This window comes from uncultured Porphyromonas sp. (genome assembly GCF_938039215.1).
In the GTDB taxonomy this organism is placed as follows: Bacteria; Bacteroidota; Bacteroidia; order Bacteroidales; family Porphyromonadaceae; genus Porphyromonas.
In genome coordinates this window covers 1-7,271 of record NZ_CALHVI010000039.1, presented here as the reverse complement: position 1 = coordinate 7,271, position 7,271 = coordinate 1, and the positions used below count along the sequence as shown (strand labels likewise).

The following is a 7,271-nucleotide window of genomic DNA, read 5'->3' as shown; positions in this document are numbered from 1 at the left end:
TAGCTCGCTCGCTGTCCGTCCTGGCCGCCGTTTCTCGTTTGCGGTTGCAAAGATAGTGCAAAACTTTTCTTCCAACCAAATCTCCTCGCAAAATATTTCCTTACTACCCTCGTTGAGTTGAATTCACTTGCCCATAAATAAGGCACTTACAAGGGGTGAAAAAAATTTCATCTTTCTGTGAAGGCTACTCCAAAATCTGGGTGAGAAATGGGTGCCTTCTTCCTCGACTCGACTCCTTTTGCAGCCCATGGAGCAAGAGTACCAAACCGAAAGAGCCAAATTCAACCCACTAAACGAGCGTATTCATCCCCCTAAATGAGCAAGGTCATTCCCCGCATGGAGGGAATTCATTCCTCGGGGCTCAAAAACGCTCTTCTTTCCCCCACCCTTTCTGCCCGCACCTCCCCTACCCCAAAAAACGACCTACCGTGGATCGCCTTTAAAACCTACTGTGGGTCGGTCGACCGACCCACAGTAGGTCGGTAAGGCGACCCACAGTAGGTTTTATTTGCTCCCCATCAATGACGCTACACTACACCATAATATATAAGGGGAGCAAGAACCAGATCCACACAACTAGGTAGGAAGGCTCCAATAATCCCTATTATGAGGTATGAAAAGCGAAGCACCTTTGCTCTAATTTTGCGACGTTGAGCATACAAGACCATTACCCAACTTTGACTTAGCGCCTATGAAGCATATTCAAACATCTTGAGGTAGCCCCTGCTTTGACCCACAAGGCAGTGCTCTGCCTCCACAAATCCGAGCACTGAGTACCCCTCCTCCAAGGGGTGGCACTCCTTGCCTACCTATTACCCATCCATGCCTGGAGGATAACCCTGGTCCTCCTCCAATCGAACCTATGTGGAAACAAACAAATAAACGACACCACCCGATAGATCATCTACGACAGAGTACCCTCGGGCTCGCCCTTGGTCTCACCCTGCTCACTCTATCTAGCCCCGTGCAGGCTAATATCACGGAAGACCTTCCCACAACTGCGGCAGAGAAGGCACAACAAGATCAGATCACCTTCGTGATCCTAGATGCCGCAACCCAAGAACCCATCATCGGCGCCGTCGTCCGCTGTACAGGGGCTACGACCCCAGCCATGACCGATAAGAATGGTCGCTGTACCTTGCGCTTCAAGACGATGATCACTAGCGCTCATCTTGACATCAGCTGTGTCGGCTACCAACGAGTCACCAAGACCGTGGCCGTACCCGCAAGCAAGATCATCTCAGTGAAGATGAGCGAAGATGCCAAGATGATCACCAAGGTAGAGGTCACGGCTCGCAGACAGTACACCAACAAACTCCAGCAGACGGCCAAGGTCGATCACAAAGCCATCGAGCGAGGAGGTGCCATGTCTCTGGCTAAGCTCCTAGAGACCGTCCCTGGGGTAAGCTCCATCAGTTCGGGGAATACCATCGCCAAGCCCGTGATCCAAGGGATGCACAGTAGCCGCATCCTGCTCATGAACAACGGTGTGCGCCTAGAGAGCCAGAGTTGGGGTGCAGACCACGCTCCCGAGATCGACTACACTGGTGCAAGTATGGTCGAAGTCGTCAAGGGTGCCGAATGTATCCGCTATGGCTTCGGTGCTATGGGCGGTGTCGTCCTGCTGAACGATGCGCCCCTCCCCTTCGGACGTGAGAAGCTGAAGGTCAATGGGAATATCAATATGGGCTACGACACCAATGCCCGAGGAGCTAGTGGCTCTGGAAGCCTAGAGATGGGCTACAAGCGCTGGGGCCTTCGCCTACACGGGATGTACACCAAGGGTGGAGACTACAGCACCGCTGAGTACATCCTCAACAATACCGGCTACAACACGATCAGCCTCTCAGCGATGACGGGCTATCATTCGTCTCGCATCACCGCCACCCTCTTCTCTAGCCTCTACTACCAGCGTAGCGGAATCTACTATGCGAGTAAGGTATCTGACCTCGATCAGCTCATCAAGCGCTTCGAATATGGGCGACCCGACGAATCAACCTTCCGCCCCTTCTCCTACAAGATACAGCCTCCCTTCCAGCAGTCCCAGCACTTCACCGTCAAGGGAGAGGTGAAGTGGAACCTTAGCGACAACCATCAGATCGACTTCACAGCTTCCTTCCAAGAGAACCTGCGTCAAGAGTTTGAAAACCGTAAGAAGACCACTTGGAGCTGGATCCCTATGCAGGACTTGATCCTCAAGACCTTCAAGGCTGATGTCCTCTGGCACGCTAAGTGGAACCGCTGGGGTATGACGACCGATGTCGGTACGTCCAATACCTATCAGACGAACTATAACTACCCAGGGACCAAGCAACCCGCCTTCGTGCCTAACTTCGCCGCCCTCTCGATGGGGGGCTACTTCCTCCACAAGGCTGAGTTCGGGAAGCTACAAGCAGCTCTAGGGATGCGCTATGACTTCCGTGTGATGTCGGTCAGTGGCTATACCAGCCTCAGTAGCTATACCTACTACGATGACTTCAAGCTGTACAGCAACTTCACCACGAGCCTAGCAGGACACTACCAGATCGACAAGAACTGGGACGTACGTGCTAATATCGGCTGGTCTTGGCGCCCACCCGATATCAACGAGCTCTATGCGATCGGCCTGCAAGAAGGCTCCTACTGGGTCGAAGGGAATAGACACCTAGCCAGCGAACGAGGCTACAAGTCTGTCCTCGGTGCTCGCTACCGCAATAGCTGGATCTCCGTCGAGCCAAGTGCCTTCTACCAGCGCATCAGTAGCTATATCTATGACCATATCGGTACGGGGAAGGATCGCTTCCACAACCACCCCAGCGGGAAGTACCCTAAGTTCATCTACGACCAAGACGATGTACAGCTCTATGGCGGCGATATCGAAGCGACGATCCAACCTATGAATGGACTTAGCTTCGTCGGGAAGGGAGAATGGATGTTCGCCCGCAATATCACCCGTCAAGATTGGCTACCCTTCATGCCCTCCGACCGCTATGGGCTATCGGGGACGTATGACTTCGACCTCAGCCGAGACAAGAAGTACCATGCCTCCCTATCCCTCTCGAGCATCTATGTGACTAAGCAGCGTCGCTTCGACCCCGACAAGGATTTGGTCAGCGACTCTCCAGACCCTTACTTCCTGCTCAACGGGACAGCAGAGGTCGGTGTACGCCTTCCTCACAAGCGTTCCCTCCGAGTCATGCTCGTCGGAGACAATATCCTCAACAATCTATACAAGGAGTACACAGACCGCTTCCGCTACTATGCTCATGCTCGCGGAGCCAACGTGTCGATGCGCCTTCTATTCAAGTTCTAATGCACACAAGCTGATGAAATCCATACAGACTAAGCTACTCCTCCCCCTTGCAGGTGCTCTACTCCTGATGAGTAGTTGCTCCAACGACAAGGTAGACGAGTTCTTCAAGAAGTTCATCCAAGCTCCCCCCTCTGAGATCGAGCGAGATGTCAAAGGGCACGATCAGATCTACGCTGTCCATGCGATCCTTCGTATGGGCTACAAGGGTGGCACCATCGGTGTAGGGCCCAATGCCAGCGAAGAGATCGAAACCTACAACACCTACCACGTGGCAGGCGACGAGACCATCATCCCCATGATCCAAGAGATCGACATAGCTAAGGATGACAATGGACAGATGACCATCACCACAGAGCGTGATCATTTCGATGTGATCGCTTCGGATAAGATCTACTATGGCCTAGAGCTCAAGTACTACGATCAGAATGGGATGCTCATCAACCATCAGTTCTCCAACTTCCCCTTCGTCAAGCGTAAGGATGGTACCGTAGAGCCCGACGAAGACAACTCGGCTCTGATGATGCACCAGCACTTCTTCGGTGTGGGGCACTTCACCTTGAGTAAGGGCTCTAAGGATACCAAGAAGACCCTACAGCTTGCCTATCCTCGTACACTAGAAGAGACCCCTCACTATATAGACCGCTACACCTTCCTCGACCGAGGAGGGAAGGTAGAGCCTGCATCGAAGTTCTCTGCGTCGAATATCTACGTCCCCGAAGGCTTCCAGCTCGGGTCGAACAGCGCTGTCTTCGACAACGAGCGTTCTTGGCGATCAATCGAGATCACCGGTCGCCCCGATGCACTCGTCCCCTACCGAGCCCCAGACGGTGTCACCTACCGACTTGTGCGAAGTATCGACATGCAGCGACTCAACCAGCTCGTCCCCGAGCTCTTCTCCTACGAATACCGAGATACCGACCCCGTGGAAGAGGAGCTAGGTAAGCTCTTCGAAGAATCCTACAATGATGACTATATCGACCCCGAGACCGACTCCCCACGACAGCGCTACGGAGAGACCGTCGGCCTACTGAAGCAGGAGCGCAGTCTAGATGCGGGTGCTCCACTGGATCGACTGGGCTTCAAGGGGGTCTTGCAGTTCAAGCGTGCAGGGATCGCCTTCCTCCTTCAAGTACGACTCTGCAACATCCTCACCAAGGGTCAGCAGCGTACTGGAGATGTACCCAAGCCTGCGAAATACACGAATACCAACAACATGGATAAGGGCTATCTCTGGGACTCCAACCAGATCCAGCCAGGGTGGGACAGCTTCGACATCGACTATCCCCTCCCCATCCGTGTGATCGCAGATGCTAAGGAAGGAGAAGAGAAGTGCTACCAAGATGTACGACGCTTCTACCCCGAGGTACAGCGTAGCCAGCTCTGGCAGATGCTTACCCAGCCCGAGAACTTCTTCTACCGCTACCGACGCAACATCGTCCGTATGTAATCGCTAACCCCCTAAGAAGAATCTATGAATACAGGAATAAACAAGACGATCAAGCACAGCGCCCTGGCCCTACTCCTTGGGCTATCGGTGAGCTCGTGTGATAAGTTCGTTTTCGGAGATATTCACCCCAACTACGACGACAACCCGCTCCTGAAGAAGTCCATTCCTCAGAGTGGTGCTGATAAGTATATCGATAGCCTCAAGAAGATCCGTGTCACGGATAATCTCGCTAACCCTGACCCCGACGGAGCCTTCAAGGACTGGGCTACGTGTCTGGTGATGTTCAAGGAAGGACACTCCCATGGTGATGGGATGATGCACGGGAACTTCGTCTACCCCAAGGCTCCATGGAAGCAGGAGGAGTTCGTCATCATCCACAACAATGCTGGCACTTACCCCACCGTCGAGGTCCAGCGACAGAGTACCGTCACCTACCTCGAAGAGCAGGAGAATAAGCAAGGGCCTAACTATATACGTATCATCGGCGGGCGACTCAAGCGCTGGGGCATGTGCCTCTACTTCTTCGACAAGAATGGTCGACTGATGAATGACGATATCCTCAACCAATCGGATCAGTACCAGATCTTCTTCACCGTCAGTGAGGTCGATGACAAGGGAGCTCCATACGAGGTGATGGATAGCCGTGGCACTTGGCAGACCAAGTACGATCAGTACGGTCAGTGGCAGCCAGGGGGTACGATCGATCCTAAGCCCGTACCTTCACCCTTCTTCGCAGGGAAGAACACGTGGAAGGAGCGAGCCGATGCTACTCCGAAGATCTTCGAATACACCTACCGAGATACTTGGATCCACGATGCTATGGGTGACGGAGCTAGAGAGCTCTTCAACCAGCGTCTCCTGCCCCCACTCACCCGTAAGGAGGCTGACTGGGCAGTAGCACCCTACGACCAAGACCGTGTAGGACTGAAGGGACACTTCAACTTCGACATCGATGCCGATGAGAATGATGCCCTGCACAAGGACTGGCCTCTAGAGATCACCCGACGCACGGATCCGACGACGGGCAAGGGCGGACGCTATACCCGTCCCTCGTTTGTACTCCCGAAGTTCTACCTCTCGGTGCGTGTGATGAAGTGCCCCAAGGGTAAGAAGGCTCTCATCCCTAAGGATCCCTATCTCGCACGCCACTCGACCTATGTCTTCCTGAGCAAGTTCATCTGCTCCGACTGGTTCAACCCCGACGAACCCAAGGAATATGGTGCAGACTCCCAGTGGAAGGAAGTCTTCCGCTTCAACATCCCCGTCAAGGTCTTCTGCAGTAGCTTCGACACCGACCCGACAGCCATTGACCCCAATGACCCCTATTACTACTACCTAGGGCAAGAGATCGGTCTCTCCTCCGAAGATGCTCTAGAAGCTTCGCAGAATGTCCAGACGCACGGCACGGGCGGTGGCTCGGGCTATGGCAACTGGTTCCTATAATCACATCATCCTTTAATAAATCCTATCTCAGCTATGCGCACACACATCCATCGCTTAGCCCTAGCTATGATCTTCCTCGGGGGGATCATCTCCTGCGCTCGCAACGAGGCACCCAAACATCGATCCGACTCTCGCTCCTCCGTCGATCACTTGATCATCAAGGAGGTCTTCTACATCGGGCATGCCTATACCCAGAAATTCCCAGAGAAGTATCATCTGGCACCACGACAGAATTGGTATGCTGACGATGCGTACATCACGATCCATAACCCTACCTCTGAGGTCAAGTATCTAGATGGGCTTGCTCTGTGCTCTTCTGCACTTGATCCTTCGGTTGCAGTGAAGTTCGAGGGCAAAGAGGATTTCCGAAAGCAGTACCTTGGCGTTGGGACTATTTCTTACTTCCCAGGTAGCGGGAAGGAGCATCCCATCAATCCAGGACAAACGGTAGTCATCGCCAAGTATGCGATGGACCACGCTAAGGACTTCTTCACGCGCCTTGATCGTGACAATGGCGAGCCCGTAGACCGCACACTATACTCAGGGGTAGATGATTTCTTTGATCTGTCAAAGGTCGACTGGGAATGGACCAATGCCGAAAACGATGGCGAACGCAAGAACAACCCCAATGTCCCTGACCTCGTCCCCATCTTCTCGGGGTATGACAAGGAAGAGAAGGATGAAGTTGATTTCGGTCTGAAGGAGATCACTGAGACGAGTGCTATCGCGCTTATTCAGCTTCCTTGGACACCCCAAGACTTCGCCAAGAACTATCCTGACACGAAGGATCGTCGTGGCTACCGACATACCGTCAATACCCTCAGCACCCACCACCACAATGCGATCAAGGTCATCGAAATTCCCTTCGATAAGGCAATAGACTGCATCATCGTCTGCCCCAAGAAGGAGTACAAGCTCAACCCCTACAGCTCAAGTGACTACAAGGATACCTTCGACAAGGGATATACTGCAGTCACGGACAACTTCATTAGGTCTACCCCTACAAGAGACTGGGAGAAGTACTCGGGTATGGCGATAATTCGCAAGTGGGACGGGAAGAAGTTCGTTGATGACAACAACTCAACCAGC

Annotated in this window: 4 protein-coding genes; all 4 read left to right on the top strand. The window is 53.2% G+C overall.

Translation table 11 applies throughout. The annotated features are described in order from the left end of the window. The first annotated feature begins 862 nt into the window (after positions 1 to 862). The gene (locus Q0336_RS05545) at positions 863 to 3,292 is read left to right on the top strand and encodes a TonB-dependent receptor (protein ID WP_298526482.1); all 2,430 of its coding nucleotides are present in this window, start codon (positions 863 to 865) and stop codon (positions 3,290 to 3,292) included. A 13-nt stretch (positions 3,293 to 3,305) separates the two neighbouring features. Further along, the gene (locus Q0336_RS05540) at positions 3,306 to 4,739 is read left to right on the top strand and encodes a hypothetical protein (protein WP_298526480.1); all 1,434 of its coding nucleotides are present in this window, start codon (positions 3,306 to 3,308) and stop codon (positions 4,737 to 4,739) included. A 24-nt stretch (positions 4,740 to 4,763) separates the two neighbouring features. Next, the gene (locus Q0336_RS05535; protein ID WP_298526478.1) at positions 4,764 to 6,182 is read left to right on the top strand and encodes a hypothetical protein; all 1,419 of its coding nucleotides are present in this window, start codon (positions 4,764 to 4,766) and stop codon (positions 6,180 to 6,182) included. 33 nt (positions 6,183 to 6,215) lie between these two features. Continuing rightward, a partial coding sequence (locus tag Q0336_RS05530) for a DUF4876 domain-containing protein (protein ID WP_298526476.1) occupies positions 6,216 to 7,271 on the top strand: 1,056 nt, incomplete at its 3' end.